Annotated in this window: 21 protein-coding genes and 1 pseudogene; 6 read left to right on the plus strand and 16 right to left on the minus strand. The window is 63.9% G+C overall.

Translation table 11 applies throughout. The features are described 5' to 3' along the window. Positions 1-101 precede the first annotated feature (101 nt). The 6 genes from KDC96_RS00435 to pdeM form a co-directional block, all read right to left on the minus strand. A complete protein-coding gene (locus KDC96_RS00435) occupies positions 102-1,514 on the minus strand; it encodes a DASS family sodium-coupled anion symporter (RefSeq protein ID WP_212449758.1) in 1,413 nt (470 codons plus the stop codon). Positions 1,515-1,654: 140 nt separating this feature from the next. Beyond that, on the minus strand, positions 1,655-1,882 hold the full coding sequence (locus KDC96_RS00440) for a hypothetical protein (protein ID WP_212449760.1): 228 nt from the start codon (positions 1,880-1,882) through the stop codon (positions 1,655-1,657). 40 nt (positions 1,883-1,922) lie between these two features. Next, entirely contained in the window at positions 1,923-3,110 is a 1,188-nt protein-coding gene (locus KDC96_RS00445) for a DUF547 domain-containing protein (RefSeq protein ID WP_249171850.1), read from the minus strand. Between the two features lie 146 nt (positions 3,111-3,256). After that, entirely contained in the window at positions 3,257-4,396 is a 1,140-nt protein-coding gene (locus KDC96_RS00450; protein WP_212449762.1) for a DUF547 domain-containing protein, read from the minus strand. A 331-nt stretch (positions 4,397-4,727) separates the two neighbouring features. Then, positions 4,728-5,246 carry a translation initiation factor IF-3 gene (gene infC / locus KDC96_RS00455; protein WP_212449764.1) on the minus strand — a complete coding sequence of 173 codons (519 nt, stop codon included), beginning with the start codon at positions 5,244-5,246 and terminating at the stop codon, positions 4,728-4,730. A gap of 100 nt (positions 5,247-5,346) precedes the next feature. Next, entirely contained in the window at positions 5,347-6,054 is a 708-nt protein-coding gene (gene pdeM, locus KDC96_RS00460) for a ligase-associated DNA damage response endonuclease PdeM (RefSeq protein ID WP_212452243.1), read from the minus strand. A gap of 45 nt (positions 6,055-6,099) precedes the next feature. Here pdeM and hemF point away from each other — a divergent pair, with 45 nt between their 5' ends. Genes hemF through KDC96_RS00475 form a run of 3 tightly spaced genes read left to right on the plus strand, consistent with a single transcriptional unit; the run spans position 6,100 to position 9,482 of the window. Continuing rightward, positions 6,100-6,954: an oxygen-dependent coproporphyrinogen oxidase gene (gene hemF, locus KDC96_RS00465; protein ID WP_212449766.1), complete on the plus strand. Its 855-nt coding sequence runs from the start codon at positions 6,100-6,102 to the stop codon at positions 6,952-6,954. A 55-nt stretch (positions 6,955-7,009) separates the two neighbouring features. Beyond that, positions 7,010-9,100, plus strand: a complete 2,091-nt coding sequence (locus tag KDC96_RS00470) for a bifunctional (p)ppGpp synthetase/guanosine-3',5'-bis(diphosphate) 3'-pyrophosphohydrolase (RefSeq protein ID WP_212449767.1) — start codon at positions 7,010-7,012, stop codon at positions 9,098-9,100. Positions 9,101-9,113: 13 nt separating this feature from the next. Beyond that, the gene (locus tag KDC96_RS00475; RefSeq protein ID WP_212449768.1) at positions 9,114-9,482 is read left to right on the plus strand and encodes a VOC family protein; all 369 of its coding nucleotides are present in this window, start codon (positions 9,114-9,116) and stop codon (positions 9,480-9,482) included. Here the strand turns inward: KDC96_RS00475 and KDC96_RS00480 are convergent. The 3 genes and pseudogenes from KDC96_RS00480 to KDC96_RS00490 all read right to left on the minus strand — a co-directional run bounded on the left by KDC96_RS00480 (position 9,479) and on the right by KDC96_RS00490 (position 11,520). Next, entirely contained in the window at positions 9,479-10,000 is a 522-nt protein-coding gene (locus tag KDC96_RS00480; protein WP_212449769.1) for a CBS domain-containing protein, read from the minus strand. The two genes, KDC96_RS00475 and KDC96_RS00480, sit on opposite strands and share 4 nt — an antisense overlap. 56 nt (positions 10,001-10,056) lie before the next feature. Continuing rightward, on the minus strand, positions 10,057-10,359 hold the full coding sequence (locus KDC96_RS00485) for a DUF1905 domain-containing protein (protein WP_249171851.1): 303 nt from the start codon (positions 10,357-10,359) through the stop codon (positions 10,057-10,059). Positions 10,360-10,465: 106 nt separating this feature from the next. Further along, a pseudogene (locus tag KDC96_RS00490) lies at positions 10,466-11,520 on the minus strand (peptidylprolyl isomerase). Between the two features lie 243 nt (positions 11,521-11,763). Here KDC96_RS00490 and KDC96_RS00495 point away from each other — a divergent pair. Both KDC96_RS00495 and KDC96_RS00500 read left to right on the plus strand, forming a co-directional pair. Beyond that, positions 11,764-12,270: a tetratricopeptide repeat protein gene (locus tag KDC96_RS00495; protein ID WP_212449772.1), complete on the plus strand. Its 507-nt coding sequence runs from the start codon at positions 11,764-11,766 to the stop codon at positions 12,268-12,270. A gap of 263 nt (positions 12,271-12,533) precedes the next feature. Beyond that, complete coding sequence (locus KDC96_RS00500; protein ID WP_212449773.1) at positions 12,534-13,508, plus strand: nucleotidyltransferase family protein; 975 nt, start codon at positions 12,534-12,536, stop codon at positions 13,506-13,508. A gap of 13 nt (positions 13,509-13,521) precedes the next feature. Here the strand turns inward: KDC96_RS00500 and KDC96_RS00505 are convergent, their stop codons facing one another. Next, the gene (locus KDC96_RS00505; RefSeq protein WP_212449775.1) at positions 13,522-14,193 is read right to left on the minus strand and encodes an FkbM family methyltransferase; all 672 of its coding nucleotides are present in this window, start codon (positions 14,191-14,193) and stop codon (positions 13,522-13,524) included. 29 nt (positions 14,194-14,222) lie between these two features. On the opposite strand from KDC96_RS00505, the gene KDC96_RS00510 reads away from it, so the two are divergent. Then, entirely contained in the window at positions 14,223-14,981 is a 759-nt protein-coding gene (locus KDC96_RS00510) for a hypothetical protein (RefSeq protein ID WP_212449777.1), read from the plus strand. Positions 14,982-15,000: 19 nt separating this feature from the next. On the opposite strand, the gene KDC96_RS00515 is transcribed toward KDC96_RS00510, so the two are convergent. From KDC96_RS00515 to KDC96_RS00540, 6 genes are read right to left on the minus strand one after another with little or no spacing between them, the layout of a single operon-like run. After that, on the minus strand, positions 15,001-16,158 hold the full coding sequence (locus tag KDC96_RS00515) for a JmjC domain-containing protein (RefSeq protein ID WP_212449779.1): 1,158 nt from the start codon (positions 16,156-16,158) through the stop codon (positions 15,001-15,003). After that, positions 16,155-17,030: a glycosyltransferase gene (locus tag KDC96_RS00520; protein ID WP_212449781.1), complete on the minus strand. Its 876-nt coding sequence runs from the start codon at positions 17,028-17,030 to the stop codon at positions 16,155-16,157. Before KDC96_RS00520 ends, KDC96_RS00515 begins: the two co-directional genes overlap by 4 nt. After that, the gene (locus KDC96_RS00525) at positions 17,023-17,955 is read right to left on the minus strand and encodes a radical SAM protein (RefSeq protein WP_212449782.1); all 933 of its coding nucleotides are present in this window, start codon (positions 17,953-17,955) and stop codon (positions 17,023-17,025) included. The genes KDC96_RS00520 and KDC96_RS00525 overlap by 8 nt, the downstream gene beginning before the upstream one ends. After that, positions 17,943-19,082 carry a DUF6365 family protein gene (locus KDC96_RS00530; RefSeq protein ID WP_212449784.1) on the minus strand — a complete coding sequence of 380 codons (1,140 nt, stop codon included), beginning with the start codon at positions 19,080-19,082 and terminating at the stop codon, positions 17,943-17,945. The genes KDC96_RS00525 and KDC96_RS00530 overlap by 13 nt, the downstream gene beginning before the upstream one ends. After that, complete coding sequence (locus tag KDC96_RS00535; protein ID WP_212449786.1) at positions 19,079-20,332, minus strand: DUF6365 family protein; 1,254 nt, start codon at positions 20,330-20,332, stop codon at positions 19,079-19,081. The genes KDC96_RS00530 and KDC96_RS00535 overlap by 4 nt, the downstream gene beginning before the upstream one ends. Beyond that, the gene (locus KDC96_RS00540) at positions 20,329-21,372 is read right to left on the minus strand and encodes a radical SAM protein (protein ID WP_212449788.1); all 1,044 of its coding nucleotides are present in this window, start codon (positions 21,370-21,372) and stop codon (positions 20,329-20,331) included. Before KDC96_RS00540 ends, KDC96_RS00535 begins: the two co-directional genes overlap by 4 nt. Position 21,373: the final 1 nt, after the last annotated feature.

Consider the following 21,373-nt stretch of genomic DNA (forward strand, 5'->3'; position numbering starts at 1 on the left):
CGCAGAAGCGCCTCTCCCCACCGGCCCGTGCAATGGCGCGTGAATAAAGCAGGGTAGTTTCAGGTGCAACCTGTCTGGACGCCGATCTGCACGGAGCAATCTCAGAATGCCGCAATTGCCCACACCATCCCGACGATCAGCCCGATCCCGATCAGGTCGAGCACCAGCCCGGCGCTTACGAGCCGCTCGATCCTGAGCCGTCCGGTCGACCACGCAATCGCATTGGGCCCGGTTCCGGCTGGGAGGATGAAGCCCCAACTCGCGGCGAGCGCGGCGGGCATCGCAATCAGGATTGCATTCTCGCCCAGGCCCAGCGCGGCGGCCAGGCTCGCGACCACCGGAATGATCGCGCTGGCGGTTGCCACGTTGCTGGCGAATTCGGTCACCAGCACCACCATCGCGACGATCGCGAGCGCCATGAGGATCAGCGGCACCGCCTCGAGCGGAAGCAGTGCATTGCCAAGCCATGCTGCGAGGCCGCTCGCCTGCATCCCGGCAGCCAGCGCGAGCCCGCCGCCGAACATCAGGATGACGCCCCACGGCGCGCGGTCGGCCTCTCTCCAGATCAGCAGCGGCCGGCCCGTGCCGTCGGGCAGCAGGAACAGCGCCAGGGCGGCGAGCACGGCGATGGTCCCGTCGGTCCAGCTGTCTTCGGGCAGCAGCGGCGCGACCCAGCGCTGGCTCATCCACAGGATAAAGGTGATGGCGATGATCGGCACCAGCCGCTTTTCGGCGCTCGACCACGGGGCGTGATCGTCGATCGCCTCACGCGCGGCGCGCACGTCGAACGGGTGGGCCGCGACGCGCTGGACCCGCGCGATGATGAATGCGGCGAGCGGAACGCCGACCAGCACAATGGGCGCGCCAAACGCCATCCAGCCCGCAAAGGTAATCTGCAATCCGATCATGTCGTCGAGCAGCGCGACCGCGATCCCGTTGGTGGGCGAACCGACGATGGTGCCGAGCCCGCCGATGGTCGCGGCGAAGGCGATGCCCATGGGGAGCGCGCCTGCCAGTCCGTCTTGCTGGTCGCCGTCGAGGCCACCACCCGACAAAACAGCCAGCGCCATCGGCATCATGATGAGCGCGGTCGACGTGTTGGAAATCAGGTTCGATAGCAGCGCCGCCGAGATCATGAAGGCGAGCAGCAGCCGCGTCGGTCCCCCGGTGGTGCCGATCGCCTTGAGGATCGCCAGGCTCAGCCGCCGGTGCAGCCCGGTGCGCTCGATCGCCAGCGCGATGAACGCCCCGCCCAGCAGCAGGAACAGGATCGGCGCGTAATAGGCGCTCGCCGCCTCGCGCGCACTCATCACTCCGCACAGCGGCAGGATCAGGAACGGCAACAGGGCGGTGGCGGTGAGCGGGATCGCCTCGGTCATCCACCAGGCCGCCATCCAGACCACCAGTCCGGCGACGAGCCATGCTTCACCATCCATCCCGGCAGGAGGCGATGTCAGCGCGGTGATCGCAAAGGCAAGCGGACCGAGGATCAGCCCGATCCGGCGGGCAGTCATGACGGGATTCCCCCTAGGCGTGAATGCCGTATGGGTTACCAACCCGGCGGGCGGATCGACAAGGGCGCGGCAGGCACCACCCCCGGAAGATTATTCCACTCCCTTCGTCTCGCCTCGATCGTAAGCGCCCTCGCCATTGATCACATGCAGGTGCGTACGCCGTGCCCGCTTTGCCGGTCGATCTTCTGCGCGCACTTCTTGATCAGGCGCTGAGTCGCCGGATTGATGCGGATTCGCTGCGGAAGGCAGCTCCGGACGTCTGGCGTGACAAAGTTCTGGTCCGAGCATTCCACGCAAAGAGCGTCGAATCCCGGATTGCGCTCGCCGCGCGCGAGATCGGCTCCTCCGGGTTCGAGCACGCGACCCAACGATCGCCGTGCCATATTCGACCCCCGGACTTTTGCAGCCCTATTCGACCTCTCCCTTGTCCCGGGAGTCGCCGGGCAGATTGATATTGCTGAACGTGACCGTGCCGGTGCGCAGACCTTCGCGCTCCATATACTCGAATTTCTGCTGCCGCTGCGCCAGCAGCGCCGAGACCCCGCGGCCAAGCTGCCCGTTGGAGAACCACGCATTGGCGCGCGCTCCGCCCGACAGGTCGGCGATGTCATGTTCGTAAACGCTCGCATCGACCCGGTCGGTCCGGTCGAGAATTTCGGCTACGTCCTGATTGGCGTAGTCGCCGATATGGCTGCGAAGGTCGCGCTCGAAATCGCCGAAGTAGAACGGCGCCGCTTCGGCAAACACGGTCGAAACCTGCATCGTCCCGCCATATTTCTGCACGCCGCGCAGCGAATTCACGAATTCGCGCGCGCTGCGATCGAGCAGGTTCGAGATTTCAGCGGCCTGGAACGCCTTGCGCTGCAACGCAGGGCCGCCGATTTCGCCGCGCCAGAAGCCGTAAATCACCTTTGGATTGCGCCAGTTGGGATAAACTATCCGCGTGCGAATGTCCCTGGGGCTCAACGCGATGCCGCGCACGGTGATGAATTTCGCCTCGTCCAGCGGTACGCCGTCGAGCAGGATTTCGCGCGGCTGGCGGATCGGCCATGCGCGCGCGATCTGTTCGACCATCGCGACATTGTGCAGGTTCATCCAGTAGGCGAGCTGTTCGTTGCGTGGCAGCGACTGGATGTCGAGAGTGTCGGCTACGCTTTCGAGATCGCGGCGATACTCGGTGAAACTCGCCTTTACCTCGTCGTTCATGAATGTGAAACCGACCAGCGACCCTTCGAGGCGATAGCGCGAATTGTGCCCGAACCGCCGCCGGGTACCAAGCGCGTTGTCGAACTCCTGCGGCTTCTTGCGCAAGGATGGGCCCATCGAGACCACGAGATAACTGAGCGCTTCGCTCCAGATCGAATAATCGATCGTATGGTCGATGGGATTGCGGCCCGGAGCGAACATCGCGAGCGGTTCGGTGCTGTTGGCCAGGGTGTCCTGCGACGATGGTTCCGAGTTCGGCGCTTGTGTGGACGGAGCAAGCAGCCCGCTCTGAACTGCGGAATCACGGGCCCCTGCCGGACCGGTCACCAGAGCAATTGCGGCGGCAATTCCTGAAGCCCTGACCATGCAGGCGCGCAGCTGTACGTGCATTCGATATCTCCACCGACCGATAAGCCCTTGTCGCGCAAGGATTGTGTCGGGGCAAGTTGTAACATCAGATGAACGCCACATGAAAAGCGGGCCGCCGACTCGTGGTCGGCAGCCCGCACCAGGTTTCAGTCGTCGAAGGCGCCGGTCTATTCGACCTGGCCGTCATTTTCGCCTTCGTCGGGCAGTTTGATGTTGCTGAAGGTCACAGTCCCGGTCCGCCCTTCGCGGATGATCTTCCTGAACTTTTCTTCGCGCTGGGCCAGCAGCCGGGCCATGCTCTGCGGAATACGGAAGCTGGCCGAAACGCCTTCCGCGGACTGGATGTTCTGGTAGGTCGGCTCGCGCAAACCGCCCGCCAGATCGGCGATGTCGTATTCGCTGATCGAAGCGCGGGTCGCGGTTGTGGCGGCGAGAATCCCCCGTACTTCCTCTTCAGCGAACTCGGCGAGATGCGCGCGCACGTCAGCTTCGAAATTCGGGAAGAAAAAAGGTGCGGACTCCTGGTAGATGGTCGACACCTCGAGAGTGTCGCCAGCCTTTTCGGTTCCACGCAGGGAGTTGACGAACTCGCGCGCCCCGCGATCGAGCAGCCGCACAACGTTTTCGGCGTTGAAGGCTTCGCGCTGGATCGACGGGCCGCCGATGTCGCCGCGCCAGAAGCCGTAGATGACCTTGGGGTTCTTCCAGTGGGTGTAGACGATCTTCTCGCGGATATCGCGCGGGCTCAACGCGATCCCTTCGACCGTGATGAACTTGGCGTCATCGAGCGGCACGCCATCGACCATGATCTCGCGCGGCTGGCGCACCGGCCATGCATTGGCGATCTGTTCGACCATCGCGACATTGTGCAGGTTTATCCAGTAGGCCAGCTGCTCATTGCGCGACAGCGCCTGGATGTCGATCTGGCTCGCGGTGGATTCGAGATCCTTGCGGTACTCGGTGAAACTCGAGCGGATTTCCGGGTTGAGGAACGAGAACATCACCCGCGAACCTTCGAGCCGGTAGCGCGAAACGTGCCCGTACTGACGCCGCGTGCCGTAGCTCGGATCGGGGCGGCCCGCACTTTCGCGCAATGACGGGCCCATCGATACCACCAGGTTCTTCATCGCCTCGTCCCAGATCGAGTAGTCGACCGTGTCGTTGTTGGGATTGGCGCTGGGGGTGAAGGTTGCGAATTGCGGGTCCACCGCAGCCTCGGCGATCGCGGGCGTAGCCATCGCGAGCGTGCTGGCGCCGAGGATCGCGGCAAGCTTGGGGAGTGTCGAACGCGGGAGAAGTGTCGTCATCGCGGGGGGCCTTCCTGATCGTGCGGGCCCTTCTTGCCGGGGCCATCGCGGCGGGTGAACGGTCAAAAGGTGCAGGGCGCGATCGGCGCAATCGGGGGTATGCCGACCTGCGCCCTGTGGAATAGTCTATAGCTCACAACATAATACGCGTGTCGCCGCCAATCGGTTGCAGTGTGTTATTCATCGAATACACTTGCTTCTTGCCGACGCCCTGAGGCGCCGGGCGGCGGACGTCCGTCCGCCCTGGCTACGCGGCATGAGCCACGACGCACCTTCAGGGCGCATCAGCGAGGACATCGCAGCCCCGACGGGCTGCGTAACACAGCGATTCCTATTTCGGAGCGAGCACCATCAGCATCTGGCGGCCTTCGAGCCGCGGGAAGGCTTCGACCTTGGCGATCTCCTGCACGTCGTCCTGCACCCGCTTGAGCAAGTCCATGCCGAGATGCTGGTGCGCCATTTCGCGCCCGCGAAAACGCAGGGTGACCTTTACCTTGTCGCCGTTCTCGATGAACTTGTTCACGTTCCGCATCTTCACGTCGTAATCGTGCGTGTCGATGTTGGGACGCATCTTCACCTCCTTGATGTCCTGCGTCTTCTGCGTCTTGCGCGCCGCATTGGCCTTTTTCTGGGCTTCGTAGCGGTATTTGCCGACATCGAGGAACTTGCACACCGGCGGGTCCGCATTGGGGGACACTTCGACGAGGTTCAGGCCCTTTTCGTTGGCCTGCTCCATCGCTTCGCGGGTGAACATCACGCCAAGGTTTTCGCCTTCGTCGTCGATGACGCGGACCTTGGGGACCTGAATGAAATTGTCGTAGCGAGGGCCGCTTTTAACGGGCGGGGCCATCGAACGCCTAGGTGGACGGGCTATGTGTGTTCTCCTGTTGCTGCCTGAATCTTGAGTGACGCCCATGTAGGAGCAAATCTGCGGGAATTCTAGCGGAGTCTCATGCTGCTTCGCGCCACAGGGGAAAGCTCACCAGTTTGCCTTTGGCCGGCAGTACCGCGTCGATCGAATTTGCCGGCTGCAGCGCCCTGAGGATTTCGGGTGCGCCAGCATCCATCCCGCCGGTATAGGCCCCGAAGGCGGGCAGGATCATGCGGTCCGCGCCGTACGTGGAGCGGCTCACCACGCCGCATGGCCGCGCAATATGGCGGTCGCGCACTTTTACGCGCATCTTGGGGTGATAGTGGCCAGACAATTCGGGTCGCGTCTCCCCCCGCTTCGCCTCATGCCGCAGCATGATGCCGGACAGCTCCAGCTCCTCCACCAGCGTCGCCCCGAAGGCGCGGTGCATTTCGCCGTCATGATTGCCGGTGATCCACACCCAGTCGAGCGCGCGGGTCAGCACGTCGAGCATTCCGGCGGCATAGGGATCGAGTCTGCTCGCGCCCGCATCGTCGTGGAAATTGTCGCCCAGCGTGATCACCCGCCGCGCGCCGGTGGCCTTCACTGCATCGGCCAGCCGCTCCAGCGTTTCGCGGCTGTCGTAGGGCGGCAGCATCTGACCCGTCTGCGCATACCAGCTGCCCTTTTCGAGATGCAGGTCGGCGACCAGCAAAGCGCCCTCGCGCGGCCAGTAGAGCGCATTGCTCCTGAGCAGGACGAGCTCTTCTCCGGCTAATTCCAAGGGTGCGAACGAAACGGGAACCATGGCTTTCACTTGCCGCGCCGGACCGGCTTTGGCAAGTGTTCGCGCATGGATTGGGAACCAAAGACACAACGAGCGCGCGAATGGTTCGAGAGCCTGCGCGACCAGATCTGCGCCGCTTTCGAGAGCATCGAGCGCGAAGCGGGCTCCGATGCAAGCTTCGCCTACACCCCGTGGCAACGCGAAGAGGACGGCAACGATGGTCCCGGCGGCGGGGTGCAGGGCCTGATGAAGGGCACAGTGTTCGAAAAGGTCGGGGTCAACGTCTCGACCGTGCGCGGCAACTTTCCCAAGGAATTCGCCGCCAGCGTCAACGGAGCCGATCCCGACAATCCCGGTTTCACTGCAACGGGAATCAGCCTCGTCGCGCATATGGCCAACCCGCATGTGCCCGCCGTGCACATGAACACCCGGTTCCTCACCACCGGAAAGGCGTGGTTCGGGGGCGGCGCGGATCTCAACCCGCCGATCCCGTACGAGGACGACACCGCGGAATTTCACGCCAGCATGCGCGCCGCCTGCATGGCGCACAACCCGACCTACTACGAACGCTTCAGCAAGTGGGCGGACGAATATTTCTATCTTCCCCACCGCGAGGTCCATCGCGGGGTGGGGGGAATCTTCTACGATCACCTCGAATGCGACGATGACCCCAGCTGGGACCGCAACTTCGCGTTTACGCAGGATGTCGGGAAGGCGTTTCTCGACATCTACCCCAGGCTGGTGAGAAAGCGAATGCACAGCGATTTCACCGCTGAAGACGAAGCGCAGCAGCTCGAATATCGCGGCCGCTATGCCGAGTTCAACCTGGTCTATGATCGCGGCACGATCTTCGGCCTCAAGACCGGCGGCAATATCGACGCGATCCTGATGAGCCTGCCGCCTCGGGCCACGTGGAGTTGACGCGCAGCGCGCTTAGCTCTTGCAGGCACGAACGGGCGAGCGCACATTGCTGTCAATGCTGCGCCAGTACGAGCTTGTAGAAAAGGTCAAGGAATACGACCCCGACGCCGATGAGGCGGCGCTCAATCGCGCCTATGTCTATACGGTGCAGAAGCACGGGACGCAGAAGCGCGCCAGCGGCGATCCCTATTTCAGCCATCCGGTCGAAGTCGCCGGGCTGATGACCGATCTCCAGCTCGACGTGCAGACCATCATCACCGCACTGCTGCACGACACGGTCGAGGATACGCTGGCAACGATCGAGGATATCGAAGCCAATTTCGGATCCGACGTCGCGCGATTGGTCGACGGCGTGACCAAGCTTTCGAAGATCGAGGCCATGCCGGAGAACGAGCGCGCGGCCGAGAACCTGCGCAAGTTCCTGCTTGCCATGTCCGAGGATATCCGGGTGCTGCTGGTCAAGCTGGCCGACCGGCTGCACAACATGCGCACGCTGCATTTCATCAAGTCGCCCGACAAGCGCCAGCGGATAGCGCGCGAAACGATGGACATCTACGCGCCGCTCGCCGAGCGCGTCGGCATGTACGAATATATGCGCGAGATGCAGGAACTGGCATTCAGCGAGCTGGAACCCGAAGCCTATTCGACCATCACCAAGCGGCTCGAACAGCTGCGCGGGCAGGATGGCGGGCAGGTCGATGCGATCGCGCTCAAGATCAAGCAGGCGCTGGCCGAAGCGGGTCTCATGGTCGAAGTGTCGGGCCGCGAGAAGCACCCCTATTCGATTTGGAAGAAGATGGCCGAGCGGCACGTCAGCTTCGAACAGGTCACCGATATCATGGCGTTCCGCGTGCTAACCGACAGCGATGCCGATTGCTACCGTGCAATGGGCGTGCTGCACACCACCTGGCAATTCCTGCCCGGCCGGTTCAAGGACTATATCTCGACCCCCAAGTCGAACGGTTATCGTTCGCTCCACACATCGCTGATGTACGAGAATTCGATGCGGGTTGAAGTGCAGATCCGCACCCGCGAAATGCATCGCCGCAACGAATTCGGGCTCGCCGCGCACTGGGCCTACAAGCAGCACGACGAGGCCGATGGCGAAGTCGGCTGGCTGCGCGACCTGATCGAAATCGTCGATGCCAGCCACGACGCCGAGGAACTGCTCGAGCACGCCCGGCTGGCAATCTACCAGGACCGCATTTTCGCCTTTACCCCCAAGGGCGGGCTGTTCCAGCTGCCCAAGGGCGCGACTGCGGTCGATTTCGCCTTCGCGGTGCACACCGATCTCGGGCTGGCTACGGTCGGGGCGAAGATCAACGGGCGGCACATGCCGCTGCGCACCCGGCTCGAAAACGGCGACGTGGTCGAGATCATCAAGGGCAGGAACGCCGAGCCGCAGCTGTCATGGCTCGGTTTCGTCGTTACCGGCAAGGCGCGGGCCGCGATCCGCCGCTCGGTGCGGCTCAAGGAACGCGCCGAGGTCGCCGAAATCGGCTCGAAACTGTTCGACGAAATCGCCTCCAAGGTTCCGGCGCGGATCGGAAAGAAGGCGATCCGCGTGGCGGTCGAACGGCTCGGTATGGAAGAGCCAGAAGATCTGATGTTCGCGATCGGCGCGGCCAAGCTGACCGATCGCGAGGTGATGGAAGCGCTGGTGCCGGGCTGTACCGCAGAGTTCGAAGACGATTACGACTGGTCCAAGCGCGAACGCGCGATCTCGATCCGCGGGCTCACGCCCGATGTCGGCTACACGCTCGCCACTTGCTGCCATCCGGTGCCGGGCGACCGGATCGTCGGGCTGCGACGCAAGCAGGAGCGGGTGGAGGTGCATGCGATAGACTGCCTCGAACTGGCCAGCGGGATCGATGCCGATTGGCTCGACCTGTCATGGGGTCGGCGCTCGCACGGTGCGGTCGGGCGGCTCAGCGTGACGCTCTACGACCGGCCGGGGACACTGGCGGAAATGGCGGGTATCTTCGCGCAGAACATCGCCAACGTGACCAGCCTCGAACAGACCCAGCTCGATCATCCGTTCACCACTTATGAGATCGATGCCGAAGTGCAGGATCTGGCGCACCTTATGCGCATCTTGAGCGCGCTTCGCGCCAGCGACGCGGTTGCGCAGGCGGAACGGATCTGAAGGGGGGCAGCTGATGGCAATAATCGGGCTCGACCATATCCAGATTGCCATTCCCGAGAATGGCGAGGACAGGGCGCGGGAATTCTATGGCGACCTGCTCGGCATGCATGAAGCGCCCAAGCCTGCCAACCTTTCACCGACCGGTTGCTGGTTCGAACGCGGATCGGTGAGCCTGCATATCGGCGTCGACCGCGATTTCGTGCCCGCGCGCAAGGCGCATCCCGCCTTGCTGGTCGACGATCTGGAGACCTTGCGAGAGCGGCTGGAGACGGCGGGACACGCAACCCACGACGACAAGCCGGTCGAAGGCTACGCGCGCTTTTTCACCTTCGATCCGTTCGGCAATCGCATCGAACTGATGCAGCGGGTCCCGCCTGCCTAGCCGCGGGCGAAATAGAGCACCACGATCACGATGATGATCGCATAGGTCAGCCCGCCGAGGATGATCGCGATCGGATTGAACGCCGGGGCCAGCGTCGCCTGCGCCATCTGGCCCAGCTGGGTCAGCATCTGCGGCCAGGTGTATGCGACGAAATCGCCCTGAGACATAACCGAGACCAGCTTCTTGTTCTCGTCGACGATCGGCAGGCGGCGAAAGCGCTCGTTCGACATCATCTGCAGCCACGGCAGGATCTCGTCATCCTTGCTCGCCATGCGCACATCGCTGGTCATGACTTCGCTGACCGGGGTGGTCTTGGGATCGCGGCCTTCACCGATCACGCGGCGAAAGATATCGCGCTCGGTCATCACGCCCAGCACGTGGTCTTGCGCATCGGTGATGAAGATCGAGCCGAAATTCTTCTCCGCCATCTGCGTCACCGCTTCGAATACGGTGGTTTCGGGCGGACAGGTGAGCGGCGGGGCCTTGCTGGCGAATTCGGTGCGGTCGGCAATTCTCATGATGCGTATCCTCCCTCGAGTTACTTAGCTTAACGTTTGTGGAGCGCGGTCTGTTCCTAAAGCGTCAATGTGACGGTAACCCGATCGTCTTCGGCGAGGTCTTCAGCCCGCATGACCTTCTTGCTGACGAGCAGGATCCATTCGGACTGCTTGTCCTGCGGGAAGACCGAGCTCTTCCATTCGGTGTCGCCGATCCGTGCGGTGACCTTGACCGATCCAAACCCGCGCTGCTTGCCGAATTCGAGACGATGGAGGCGCGCATGCATGGCCAGCGCCTCGGCGTCCGAACCTTCGAATTGGACGAGATGATAAGTCCCGCGATCCCCCTGCCAACGGCGCAGGGGGAGGGTGGCGGTCATCTTTTCCGTCATTGCGAGGAGCGAAGCGACGAAGCAATCCAGAGCCAAGCACGAGACGCTCTGGATTGCCGCGGCGACTGCGTCGCCTCGCAATGACGATTTCGGGTCACTGCGCTGCCACTTCTCGGATGGGGACGGGGATGTTGCAGATATCCGCCCCGCCGGCGGGGACGATGAAGAACGGATCGCGGCGGTTGGCGCGGGCCTCGGCGTACTTGGCGAAAGTCTCGCTGTCGGTGGAGAGGTATTCGTAAGCGGGTTGTTCGCTCGCAGGCAGGTCGGAAGCGACGCGGATCGAAAGGATCGGCGTGCGCTTGTCCGCCTCCTCCTCGGTGTAGAAACCCAGCGCACCCGACCCGCGCGGCAGCGAGGAGAGGTGCTCCATCCCGCTGATGATCCGCCCGACCAGCGCGATGTTGCGATCGAGATGGCGCGGCGCGTGGCCGATCACGGTGTAAAGCTCCGCGCCCGAGCCGGTGTCGGGCGAGTAGGAGCGGCCCACGCCGACCATGCCGTAGCAGTGGACGGGCCACATAGAGCGGTCGTCATTTGAGGTGCCGACCGGCCAACCGCGAACAATGGTCGATAACTCAGCGTATCTATCGCCAAGGGTCAGCGGCTCTCCACCTATTTGCGAAAGAATATCTCCAATTGGGTTTTCAGAGTCCATTCCCCCGGCCAAGGCTGCGATCAGAAATGGAACCTCGAATTCTTCTTCGTTCGAGATGACGGATTCGGCGGGAACAGCATACTCATCCTCCCCATCACCTTCAGCTCCTCGGGCAGCGGCTTGGTCTCGGTCTCTCCGCTCTCCGGGTTGTCGTGTCCCGGATCGCCCCATTGCACGACGTAATTGTCCTGCACGCGGTTGACGCTGATCCCGTCGTACCATTCGGCGCGGGCGAGGGCGCGGATGTTATCAACCCAGCCGTGCGAGAACGGCGCGGGCATAAGCTGGATCACCACCTTGCGCTCGTTGCCCTCGGCATCCTGAGCAAGCGTCATCACCAGCAGGTCCTCAGCCGGGATCGCGACCCATTCGCTCTGCGGCGCGGCGTCAACGATCTGGTTCGGCGAAGGAGCCCCTTCTGGTTCCTCCTGAGCGGAAGCCGGAAGGGCGATTGCGAGAGCCGTCAAGGCGGCGAGCAGTGGTTTGTTCATCCGTGATGTGTGGCATTCGGCGCGATGCGCCGCAAGGCCGACCGGCCGCCTGCAGCGATGCGACCTTCAGGTCGCGCGAGCGAGGAAAGAAAAGGAAACGCCCTAAACAAAAACCCCCTTCCGCGCGTTTTTGGGGGCGGAAAGGGGCTCTTGGAGAGCAGCGTTCGCAGGGAATGCCATTCCGCGCAGCGCTGTCCAATGCGACTCGTTTACCATAATCCCGTGAGGCGAACCATCGGGCAAATGGCAAGCCGTCGCGCGTGGCCACCGGCCCGGAGCACAGGCGCGGTCAAGCTGCCGCTATCCCCGCATCGAACGGCGCTGTCCGAGCTGGCTGCCAATCGGCCCGCAGACGCGCTCGCGCACCTCGACCGCGGGGCCGAGCAGTTCGGCGATCACCTTGGCAGCTGGCTGGCATCCGGCTGGGCCTATTTCCTTGCCGGAGACGTTGCCACTGCACGCGCGCGGTTCGAAAAGGCGCTGGAACTCGACGACACGTTCGGGGAAGGGCACGGCTCGCTCGCCGCGCTCGACGCGATGGCGGGGGATTTGGAAGCGGCCAGGCGCCGGATGGAAATCGCCCGGCGGCTCGACAACCAATCCTTTTCAGCCGCGCTCGCGGGGATCGTCATCGCCGAGGCGGAAGGAAACCCCGACAGGGCCAGGCGGATCTTCGAGATCGCCTCAAGCCAGCCGCTGTCGCATGACGGCAAGACGCTTGCCCAGCTGCTGACCCGCGCCGCGCTTTAGCCTCTGTGCCACATTTCTGAACGGTCGCGGCGGGTCAAAGAATAGCAGGGTCAGGGGACTCCATCGTTGTTGTGGCGAAATATCGGGCGCAAGCATGGATACTCCAGTCTTCCGTATCCAATACAGGCTAGCCATTGCGCTGCATATTTCCGGTTAGGCATTTTTAGCCAATCACGGCATGATTGTTCTTCGGCGATACCAACTTTCACTGTGATCTCCGCGCCATTTACGCTACTGTATGACGCAAGCATCGGAGTGGTGGCATGGAACAAGGGCTTCGCGGAGCGATTCTTGCAGGCGGACGCGGCACCCGCATGGCTCCGTTGAACGAATTCTTCCCCAAACCGCTGCTCCCGATCATGAACCGGCCGCTGATCGAGTACCAGATCCTGGCGATGAAGAAGCTCGGCATCGATCAGGTCACGATCCTGATCGGACACAAGGGATATCTGATTTCGCAGGAGCTCGGCGACGGCGCGCGGCTGGGTGTGCAGATCACCTATGTCGAACAGACCGAGGCGCTGGGTATCGCGCATGCGCTGGGCCAGCTCGCCCCGCATATCGACGGACCGTTCGTGCTGATGCTCGGCGATATCTACTTCGTCGAGGACGACCTCGGCGACATGGTGCGCATCTATCACGAATCCGCCTACAGCGCGGTGCTCGCGGCCAAGCGGGTCAGCGATCCGCGCGAAATGGCGAAGAACTACGCGATCCTGACCGATCGCAAGGGCAGGGTGACCCGGGTCGTCGAAAAGCCGCGCGAAACGGCCAGCGAACTCAAGGGCGTGGGTCTCTACCTGTTCGACGCCACGATTTTCGATGCGATCCGGCGAACGCCGCGCACCGCGATGCGCAACGAATACGAACTGACCGAAGCGATCCAGATCCTCGTGGAATCCGGGGCCGACGTGCGGGTTTCGGCCTGCGTCAAGGACGATCTCAATCTGACCAGCCCGGCCGACCTGCTGGCCTGCAACATGAAGGTCATGGCCAACTCCGGGATGCGGCAATGCATGGCGGAGGGCGCGCACGTCCACCCCGGTGCGGTGCTCCAGTCCTCGATTGTCGGGACCGGAGCACGGATCGCGCACCCGATCGCCATCCGCCGTTCGGTGATTTTCGCCGGCACGATCATCGATACCGACAGCGATCAGGACGGTATGGTGATCTCGCCCGGATGCGCGGTCGATGTGCGATCGCAGTTTACCGACTGGCCATCGGCCTTGGTGGGATGATCGGGGCGGTGCTTCATCGTGTCGCGACGAGTCCGTCGATGACCCGGTTGGCAAGGAACAGCGCGTTGCCCCAGGTCCAGCGGGTCATGGCGAGGTGAGCCATGCGAAAGCCATATCCCCGCATCGCGTCGATGATCTCCTCGAGGCTGCTGTCGCCCCGGTAGAGCCCGCCCCAGCTAACCTCGATCCAGATGTAATCGATCTGTCGGAGCGTCGCGGTGGCGCCCGCCAGAACGTCGAGTTCGGCTCCCTGCACATCGAGCACCAGGGCGTTGCACCGTTCGGCCACGTCCGCACTCGCGATTTGCAACAGCCTGTCGAGCGTGCGGGTCTCGATCTTGCTGCGCGTTTCGAACTGCACTTCGGGGTGCACCGCGCGATGCCCGGACGGTTCGAGCAGCGAGGAAGACAACCCTTCGTTGCTGGCCACATGCCAATCCAGCATGGCGCCGTCCTCGCGCCAGCACGCCGCCTGAAGCGCGACGAAACCGGGCTTGCCTGCATCCGACACTTCGCGCTCGAGTGCGCGAAACACCTCCTCCTGCGGTTCGACGAGAACGGCCGACCGGATCCCCCGCGCGGCATACTCGCTTACTTCCTGTCCGGAATTGGCCCCGACGTGGATGATACCGCGCGGCAACATGCCCATTCGTCCGAAGGTGAAATCGAGGAATTCGCAGGACATCGACCTTACCTCCGGCTGGTGCGGTCGCGATGACGCACGGCCCGCCTGGCACCTGGGACCGGGTCGTTATCGTCCCGACCTATGCGCGCAACACGGCGTTCCTGCGCGATTGCCTCGCCTCGCTTGCCGGTTACCGCGCGGTGCCGATCCTGCTGGTCGTGACTGCGGCCAGCCGCGAATCCGTCGCGGCGGCGACCGCGATTGCCGACGAGTTTCCCGGCACGGTTGCGCGCATCGAAACGCTCGAAGCCGACACGTCCGAATTGGGGGGCCTTCACGTCGCCTGCCGATGCACCAGCGCGCGGGAGATGTTCCTGTTGCACGACAGTTGCGAAGTGCTCGATCACGGCCTCTTCCGGATCGCATTCGACGAGCTGTGCGGATCGGCCGTCCCGATGCTGCGCAGCTACGGGCTGGTGTGGACTTCGTGCCTCGGAAAGTATCGCCGTGCGACGCTCGACCGGATCGATCCCGCGCTGCTGCTTCCCGGCGGACGTCTCGAAGCGATGGAGGCGGAGATCACCTTTACGCAGGCGTATTCGCGGGCGGAGCCGCAGCTGGTCGACTTTCCCGAGCCCATGCGCGAGACCGACGAGATCGTCGCGCGTCATGGCAGGGACAACCACCTGATGGCCAATTCCTACCTGAGGAAATGGAAGGCCAGCTGGTCGATCGATCATGTCTTTCGCTCGGCGCAGCAGGGCGCGCGGGACCCCGCCCGGATGCAGAGCGAGACACGCATGAGCCATGCGATCCTCGAAGAATTCTTCGGCAAGCCCAAAGATTGAGCGGGAGGTTCGCAAGGCGTCATTCTTCGACGACAATTTCGATGATCCCTTCCGCGACCATCCTGATCGCGAGCGCGGCACTGGCCTCCGGATCGTTGGGATTGATCTCGTCGATCGTGAAAACCGTCTTTTCGGCGAGGTGAGCCAGTTCGGGCAGGATCGCGGCCCGGCCCGAATCCCGCATGCGCAACCGGGTATCGCAACTGGGGCGGAGCCCCAGGACGGCTCCGGTCAGCCCGTGCGATCTGGGTTCGGGCGGGTTGATGCCGTCGCCCACCGCCATCCGGTCGAGTGGACCATTGCCGCATCGGCCCATCATCTGCCACAGCTTGTGCGCGGCTGCGACTTCGTTCAGTTCGCCGGTTTTCGCCGAAGTCCGAGGGTCGATCCTCACGCCCCGGCGGAAATCGAGTTCGCTGGCGGCATCGCCTGCCAGCATGCGCAGCACGTCGCTCCACGTCGGTATCCTCAGGCTGATGGTCAGGTGCAGCGAGGCCTCGCGCTCGGTCGTCTCGGCGCAGTGCGGGAAGCCGCGGGGAATATACAGAACATCTCCCTGACCGAGCGTGAAGCTCTCGATGGGCTCGTGGCGATCCGACAGATCGAGCGTTGCAAGTTGGCTTTCGGTAGGAAGCTCGATTGCGGGATAGGTCACCTGCCACGCCTTGCTGCCGACGATCTGGCAAACGAACCCGTCATGCGGATCGCAATGCAGCGCGAGCGCGCGCGATCCCGGCGGCGTCAGATAGGCATTCGCCGCGACCGCGCCGCCGATCGCGCTGGCGAGCCGGCTGCAATACGACCGCACGCGGGGATGCCAGACCTGCAATCCCTGAAACAGGATCGATGCCCCGGTTTCGTACAGCGCCACCACGTTGTCGGGCAGAATTCGGGTCGCTAGCCGCGCATTGGTGCTACCCAGGTCACCGCAGAAGGCCTCCTTCGCCACGGCCGCGCCATCGCGCATCACGCGCACCTGCGGATAGGCCAGCAGATAGTTTTCGAGCGCCTCCTCGAGCTCGGTCAGAGTCACCAGTTCCTGCGGCTTTCGGACATCGGGGCGGTCGGCAGCCGGGAGATGGAAATATTGCTTCTCCCAGAATTCGTCGAAAAACCGGTCTTCGCCGAGCGGTGCAATCAGCGAACGGAGCGGATCATCCTCCGGCGCGGCTTTCACTTCTCTAGAGGTCGATCGGAACTCCACCATTTGCCGTCATCCCCACCCGCCGGTGCCGCCATCCGCTCGATCTTTCGCCGCGCGTCGGTCTCGCTCGCGCATCCGACCAGATTGGGTGCGCACGCCAGCCGATCGTGGATCGTCCTGACCTCGTCGAGAAATGCGCTCTCGCTTCGCATCCGCTGGAACTCGTTCGCCCCATGCAGGCGATACCGCACGAGCGGGTCGGCCATCAGCGCGATCCGCCGTCCGAAGGATAATCTGAGCCACGCCTCCCAGTCCGATGTCCATCGCAGGTCGGACGAAAACCCGCCCGCTTCGACCAGCGCATCGCGCCGCACCATGGCGCTGGACAGGCAAATCGGCGCGCTGCTCAGGATATCCTGCGTGGTGAGCTCGACGACGGGGTCTGTGGCCAGCGCTTCGATCATCGCATGCCAGAGGATGAGGCTGGGGTCGGGCTGCCCGGTCTGCACGAGCAATTCCGGGACCGTCGCAATCAGATCGAAATGCGGAGACGCGCGGACGGTCTCGATCTGCCGGGCGAGCTTTTCCGGGTGCCAGATGTCGTCCTGATCGCAAAAGGCGAGCCAGCGTCTGTTCGTGTTCGCGATCGCGAGATTGCGTGCCGCCGCAACGCCCTGCGCGCCCGAGCCCGGCGTATCCAGCTGTCGGCGACATTGGGGGCTGCGACGGACCCATTCTTCGATGATCGCGCGCGAGCGATCCTGCGATCCGTCATCGACAATCACGGTTTCGAACCCGGCGAAGGTCTGGTCGTCCAACCCCGCCAGCGCCTCGTGCAGGAACGGTTCGCCGTCGTGCACGGGGACGATCACGCATACTTCGGTATGGGAGCGTCCGTCAGGCATCGACAGGTGCCTCCGCCGCGAAAATCCCCGATGCCGTATCTGACATGGCCAGCAGGCACAGGTCGCATTCGGTGGCGAACCTGCGGTCGCGGGCGAGCTCGGCCAGGCGAGCCTTCTGCGCCTCGTCCAGAGTATCGATGAATCCGCCACCGACCATGCGCACAAAGGCCTCGTTGCCCTCGAGCGCGCCGAAGCGGCGGGCAAGGTCGCCTACCGGCCCCTTGATCGAGATCGGGCTGTCTTCGACCGACGAAGCCCAGCAGCAGCCGTGCAGGTCTCCCGACTCATCGATGAAGGCGTTGCCTGCAACGCAGCTTCGCTTGATCGCTTCGAGGTCGCCGGGCGAGTTAACCGGCGGCGACAGTTCAAGGCTTTCCTCCAGCAACGCATTTCCAACGCCGACCACCGGCATGACATTGATCATTTCTCGCGCGAGATGGGGTGCCATGTCCTCGATCGCCGCCCGGCCCTCGGCCTCGGACGCGGCGGATACCTGCAGAACCGGGGTGAAGCCGCGCGCCTTCGCCATCCGGATCGCGCGCAGGTAATCTTCGCGCTTGAGAAACTCGAGGTGATACTTGTCGTAGCTCAGGATCAGCAGCCGCACCGGGCCGATGCTCGACAAGAGCCGCTCCGCCGTGCGCTCGGCGCGCGCCCAGATCGGTGCAGTCACCACCGCCGGGATCAATCCGCGAGCGGCCGCGGCCTGCGCGCCGACCGCGATCAGATCGGCGTTCAGCGTCGGCTCTCCGCCCGCGAACAGCGCGATCTGGTAGCTGGCGGTATCGATCGCCTCGATCATCTCGGTCAGGCGCGCGGGTGACAGCGCCGTACCCCGGCTGTGGTCGCCGTCCGAAAACCCCAGCGAGCAGTGCCGGCATTTGAGCGGGCACGTCTGGTTGATGTTGATCGTCACGGAACGCATGCGGGCTCCTTGTGCTGCATCGCACGTTCGAGCGCACAGTCGATCGGCGGGAGTTCGAGCACGCGCGAGCGATACTGCCGCCGCTTGGCGGGAGCCGCGGCGAGCGCTTCCAGGATGGCTGATGCGAGGTCCGTGTGCCGAGAAAGATCGAACAGCTGCATCGCATCGAGCAACGGATTGTCGGCGACCAGCGGGTCGAGGAACCGGCGATACCCGATCGGCCAGACCCAAAAGGGCGCAACCTCGCCGCCCGACGAAGCGATGAGGCAAACCGGGCGGTCATGCGCCAGCGCCAGCGCATTGGTGGTCGCCGAAAGATTGCACGACAGCACCAGGTCGCAGTCCCTGATCTGCCCTATCATTGCGCTATGCTCCAACTGCCCCAGCCACTGATAATTGCTGGGCGGGTGAGGCAGGGGGGTGGGGCCGACATGGACCAGCCGGGCTTGCGCACCCAGTCGATCGAACGCTTCGCGGATGCAGCCGGTAACCCTGCGTGCCAGCTCGTTCGCCGGTTCGGCTCCGCCAAGGAATTGCGATTGCCAGTCACCGGTCGCGAACAGCACGCGCGCAGCACCGATCCGGCGGTTCGGGTCGGAAAGCGGGACCGGCTCGCCCGTTTCGAGTGCACAGAAGCGATGTCCGCCGCCATCGGGTTTCGCGATCGGCACAGGCACCAGTCGGGCCAGCTTGCGATGCCACTCCGCCAGCATCGCCGCGTGATCCCCGCGGTAGATCGGTTGCGGCGGAAGCCCCGCCACATCCTGCACCAGACCGGTTTCCGCGCTATCCCAAACGTCCAGCGTCGCAGAAGGAATTCGGTCGAGGTAGAGATCCTGACCCTTGCCCAGCAAATGGGCGCTCGATTGCAGGTCGAAATGCGCGATTGTATCCGGATCGAACCGCCGCACGAGGTCATCGATCGTCGCGCGATCGATCGCTGCAATCCCGGTCAGCGGGACGATCTCGGCCGCGATCCCTTCGAACAGCGGCAGCGCCTGCCGCGCGACGGCGACCACGGTTTGCTGCCCCTTGCGCGACCGGTTGCGCGCGAGCTGCGCGGCGTATCCCGCTCTGCCCCAGCTAGCCGGATGCGCCGCGACGACAAGGATGGGAGCCGCCTTCATGCCAGAACGTCCGCAACGAGGGGTTCGGATCGCGACCTTGCCGGGGGCAACCGACCGACCGGAGGAAGTTCGTGCGCCCAGTCCGCATAGGCAGCGAGGTCCGCACGGGCATCGGCACGGGTGGCCTCGTCTAGCAGCAATGCGCCGAGCTGCTCGCGCATGCCCGCGAGATCGAGATAGTCGGCAAAGCGCAAGGCCGAGGTATAGGGATTGTCGGCCAGCACGGGGTCGACGAACCTGCGATACCCCAGCGGCCAGAGATGGAAGGGGAAGGCGGGGAGGCTGGCATCGAGCCATTCGCGTTGTCCTTCATCAGCGTCGTGGAGAAATTCGGGTGGCATGTCATCGCGGGTCGCGGCGCGGATCGAGCCTCCGATCACGAGGATCGGCACACCGTCGGCGATGGCGCGCACATTGGTGCTGGCGCTGACATTGGCGGTCAGCAGCAGATCGACCGAAGCGACCAGGCTCTCGAACCGCTCGGGCCGCATCGTGGGGAGCCAGACCTGCTGGCGCCCGAGCCCGAAATCGAGTTTCTCGGGACCGACATGGACCAGCGCGACATCGCTGCCGAACGCCCGCAGCTGGAGGCCGATCAGGCGCGGTAGGGCCTGCTGCAACCGTCGCGCGCTCTCGTCCTCGTAATGGGCATGCTGCCAGCCCGCCGTGCACACCAGCACGATCCTGCGATCGTCGGCGTTGAGGTCGCGGCGGATGTGACGCCTGACCTTGCGAGCGAGCTTGAGCGGTTCGGGGACGACCGAAAAGGGCACCGCGTCGCTCGATCCGGTGCCCATCGGAACCGGTTCGAGCCGACCGGCGAAATCGGGGCGCCAGTCCGGAAACGGGCGGCGTGTGGTGCCGTACAGGTCGATCACATGCCCGGCCCTGGCCGAGCACCACGTGTCGATGGCATAGATCGGCACGTCAAAACCGCCGAACACCGCCGCGAACTCCTGACCGCTCCGTTCGAGCGCGAGGGTCGTCGTAAACCAGTCCCCCAACACGATTGCGTCCGGCCGGAAATTGCGGACCGAGCCGCTCAGGAAGAACTGCATCATCGGCAGCACATGGTCGGGGATGATCGTTGCCGGCTGCGCGGCATCCTGCAGCACTTTCGTCGCGCATTCATGCGCCAGGAAATGCGTCGTGTGCCCGGCTGCGCGCAGCTGCGACGCCAGCTCGACCGCATGGCGCGTTTCGCCAAGCCCCTTGGGCGTCAGGCACAGAAAAAGGATCCGCCCGCTCATGCGCAGACGGCCTCGGTTTCGAACCACTCGTGATCCTCGACGGGCGCTTCGCGCAACGTGAGCACCAGCCTGGCATTGATCCGCGCACGAATATCCGGCTGTCGGGTGTATTGCCTGAGCGCCGCCGCGCCTTCGGGTGTCGACAGGACCGAGAAGCACATATCGCATGCGCAGGTGAAGGCTTCGCGGTCCAGGGCCCGGCGAAGATCGGGGGTGGCCTCGACGACTTCGGCGACGCCTTTCGGCCCGTGCACCCGCAGGAACTGGTAGTCGGCGCGCCGCCGCACCCGCGCCATCATCTGCCCGAAGCTTTCTTCGGCCAAGTTGCCCAGCCAGTAGGGGATTTCGCGCATGTCGCGGTGCGCGCCCGCCTTGCCGACATGGCAGGCAAATACGTTGCCGTCGGGATTGACGATCGGGGTATCGAGCCAGCAGCGCATCGCATAGTCCGATTGCGACAGGCCGAGCCGTTCGTCCTCTCCGCGCAGAAGCTTCTTGGTGAAGGGGGTGGGGATCACGCGCTCTTCGATGATGTCGAGCCGGTCGCCGTACTCGGCATACCACGATTTCACCCGCTCGAGATCGGCGGTGGACGAATAGGTGATGACGATCGACACCGTCCCGACTCCGGTCGCGAGACTGGCATCGATGGCGTTCCGGACATTCTGGACCGGCACTTTCAGCTGGTGGTAGACATCGGTGCTGAGATAGATCTGTCCGAGCCCGCGGAGCCGGTTCATGCGATCGAGCGCGCAGTCGCGATCGCCGGCCCAGAACGAGCTGGTGAAGACTGCGGTGCCGACACCAGCGCGATGCGCTTTCCGGACCGCCGCTTCGAGCGTCTCGAACCGTTCGAAGCTTTCGCCGCCGGTGAAGATGATGGTCGGGATTCCGTAGTCGCCGATATCCCCGATCCAGCGCAGCAGCGACGCCTCGTCGGCATCCTTGTCCCGGCTCGAGCCGAGAAACCCGCAATGGGCACAGCCGACGTCGCATCCTTCGGTGGTGCTCACCAGGATCGACTTGAACCGCGTTGTCATG

This window comes from Erythrobacter sp. JK5 (assembly GCF_018205975.1).
In the GTDB taxonomy this organism is placed as follows: Bacteria; Pseudomonadota; Alphaproteobacteria; order Sphingomonadales; family Sphingomonadaceae; genus Erythrobacter.

Bases quoted from the DNA above. Each gene is read 5' to 3' on its own strand.
- KDC96_RS00475 (WP_212449768.1), top strand. From the start codon at position 9,114: ATGGCAATAATCGGGCTCGACCATATCCAGATTGCCATTCCCGAGAAT.
- KDC96_RS00480 (WP_212449769.1), bottom strand. From the start codon at position 10,000: ATGAGAATTGCCGACCGCACCGAATTCGCCAGCAAGGCCCCGCCGCTC.
- KDC96_RS00520 (WP_212449781.1), bottom strand. From the start codon at position 17,030: ATGCCTGACGGACGCTCCCATACCGAAGTATGCGTGATCGTCCCCGTG.
- KDC96_RS00505 (WP_212449775.1), bottom strand. From the start codon at position 14,193: ATGTCCTGCGAATTCCTCGATTTCACCTTCGGACGAATGGGCATGTTG.
- KDC96_RS00500 (WP_212449773.1), top strand. From the start codon at position 12,534: ATGGAACAAGGGCTTCGCGGAGCGATTCTTGCAGGCGGACGCGGCACC.
- hemF (WP_212449766.1), top strand. From the start codon at position 6,100: ATGGATTGGGAACCAAAGACACAACGAGCGCGCGAATGGTTCGAGAGC.
- KDC96_RS00530 (WP_212449784.1), bottom strand. From the start codon at position 19,082: ATGAAGGCGGCTCCCATCCTTGTCGTCGCGGCGCATCCGGCTAGCTGG.
- KDC96_RS00540 (WP_212449788.1), bottom strand. From the start codon at position 21,372: ATGACAACGCGGTTCAAGTCGATCCTGGTGAGCACCACCGAAGGATGC.
- KDC96_RS00535 (WP_212449786.1), bottom strand. From the start codon at position 20,332: ATGAGCGGGCGGATCCTTTTTCTGTGCCTGACGCCCAAGGGGCTTGGC.
- KDC96_RS00525 (WP_212449782.1), bottom strand. From the start codon at position 17,955: ATGCGTTCCGTGACGATCAACATCAACCAGACGTGCCCGCTCAAATGC.
- infC (WP_212449764.1), bottom strand. From the start codon at position 5,246: ATGGCCCCGCCCGTTAAAAGCGGCCCTCGCTACGACAATTTCATTCAG.
- KDC96_RS00510 (WP_212449777.1), top strand. From the start codon at position 14,223: ATGACGCACGGCCCGCCTGGCACCTGGGACCGGGTCGTTATCGTCCCG.
- KDC96_RS00435 (WP_212449758.1), bottom strand. From the start codon at position 1,514: ATGACTGCCCGCCGGATCGGGCTGATCCTCGGTCCGCTTGCCTTTGCG.
- KDC96_RS00485 (WP_249171851.1), bottom strand. From the start codon at position 10,359: ATGACCGCCACCCTCCCCCTGCGCCGTTGGCAGGGGGATCGCGGGACT.
- KDC96_RS00450 (WP_212449762.1), bottom strand. From the start codon at position 4,396: ATGACGACACTTCTCCCGCGTTCGACACTCCCCAAGCTTGCCGCGATC.
- KDC96_RS00470 (WP_212449767.1), top strand. From the start codon at position 7,010: ATGCTGCGCCAGTACGAGCTTGTAGAAAAGGTCAAGGAATACGACCCC.
- KDC96_RS00495 (WP_212449772.1), top strand. From the start codon at position 11,764: ATGGCAAGCCGTCGCGCGTGGCCACCGGCCCGGAGCACAGGCGCGGTC.
- KDC96_RS00445 (WP_249171850.1), bottom strand. From the start codon at position 3,110: ATGCACGTACAGCTGCGCGCCTGCATGGTCAGGGCTTCAGGAATTGCC.
- pdeM (WP_212452243.1), bottom strand. From the start codon at position 6,054: ATGGTTCCCGTTTCGTTCGCACCCTTGGAATTAGCCGGAGAAGAGCTC.